This window comes from Candidatus Marinimicrobia bacterium CG08_land_8_20_14_0_20_45_22 (assembly GCA_002774355.1).
Lineage (GTDB): Bacteria > Fidelibacterota > UBA2242 > UBA2242 > UBA2242 > 0-14-0-20-45-22.
The window spans coordinates 1-1355 of record PEYN01000203.1; the positions used below are offsets into that span (position 1 = coordinate 1).

At 45.7% G+C, this 1355-nt stretch carries 3 protein-coding genes; all 3 read left to right on the forward strand.

The genetic code is table 11. From position 1 onward, the window contains the following. Window positions 1-102 precede the first annotated feature (102 nt). Entirely contained in the window at window positions 103-894 is a 792-nt protein-coding gene (locus COT43_11505; GenBank protein PIS27241.1) for an acyltransferase, read from the forward strand. Between the two features lie 38 nt (window positions 895-932). Further along, a complete protein-coding gene (locus COT43_11510) occupies window positions 933-1148 on the forward strand; it encodes a hypothetical protein (protein ID PIS27242.1) in 216 nt (71 codons plus the stop codon). Window positions 1149-1152: 4 nt separating this feature from the next. Continuing rightward, window positions 1153-1355, forward strand: a 203-nt coding sequence (locus COT43_11515) for a hypothetical protein (GenBank protein ID PIS27243.1), incomplete at its 3' end; no start/stop codon positions are given.

Below are 1355 nucleotides of genomic sequence, written 5' to 3' on the forward strand. Positions count from 1 at the left end.
CTCCGAATCATCCCGATGTTCAATTTACGCTTCAGGGTTTGAAGGAAATCTACGCCGCCGTTGGAATTAAAAAGCGTGTCAGCTGAGATTTTGAGACCATCCATGAAAATCGGAATCTGTCAGTTTGCGCCCATTCTTGGCGAAATCAAACAAAATCTCGAGTTGATCGAGCGATTAATTTCCGCTGAATTCGGTGTCGATCTTTGGGTTCTTCCAGAACTTTGCACGACCGGCTATCTGTTTGCTTCCGCCGAGGAAGCTTCATCGCTTGCGGAAGAATTCCCAGCGGGCAGAACTGCCCGTCGCATCGCCGAATTATCCGCCAATTCAAACATGGCGATTGTCTTGGGCGTAGCCGAAAAACTCGGCTACGCGACATATAACTCAGCCGTTGTTTTCGATAAGGGCGACTTTATCGGCTCTTACCGGAAAATCCATTTGTTCGCCGATGAAAAACGTTGGTTTTTGCCGGGATTTGAAGTCCCGAAAATATTCTCGGTAGGCGACGTCAAAATCGGCGTCATGATCTGTTTCGACTGGATTTTCCCGGAAATAGCGCGGACACTGGCGCTCGCCGGAGCGCAAATCATCGCTCATCCCGCAAATCTGGTTCTTCCCTTTTGCCAAGATGCGATGGTAACGCGAAGCCTTGAAAACGGTGTTTTTACCGCAACAGCTAACCGCGTCGGCACCGAACGACGTCCGAATCAGACGTTTACTTTCACCGGTAAAAGCCAGGTCATTGATCCGATGGGCAAACGGCTCGTTTCTCTTCCATCGGATTCACAAAAAGTTGCAGTCGTCGAGATCGATCCCGGCGAAGCGCTCGATAAAAATTTCAATCCGATAAATCATTTATTCAACGACAGAAAACCGGAACTGTACCGGACCTAATAAAGAAAAACAATGAATTAATATTCGAAAGGACTCTTATGAACAAAACCAAGTGGCTGAAAACCATCAATCCATTGTTGGCGCTTTCTGTTATCCTTCAAGCAATTACAGGTTTTATGATAGAATACCTGCCTACGGCTTTCATTGGCGAGGTGCATGAAATCAACGCACTAATACTCATTTTGCTAATGCTTACACATCTCACTTTAAACTGGGGCTGGATAAGTGCAAATTTTTACCCAAAGAAGAAATAATCGAATGAAATTGTTAGAAGAACAGCGCCGCTTGAACTGGCTCAGAAACTATTCCGATTCCATCGTAAAAAGACTTGACAGCGACGATTTGACCGAGGGCGCCGCATGGGAATTGCTCACAGAAGCAAAATTAAAAATTCTCGAACGATTTCCTAACAGCGACGATGAATATCATTTAATTTACGAACGCCGATTCCGACGCGTATT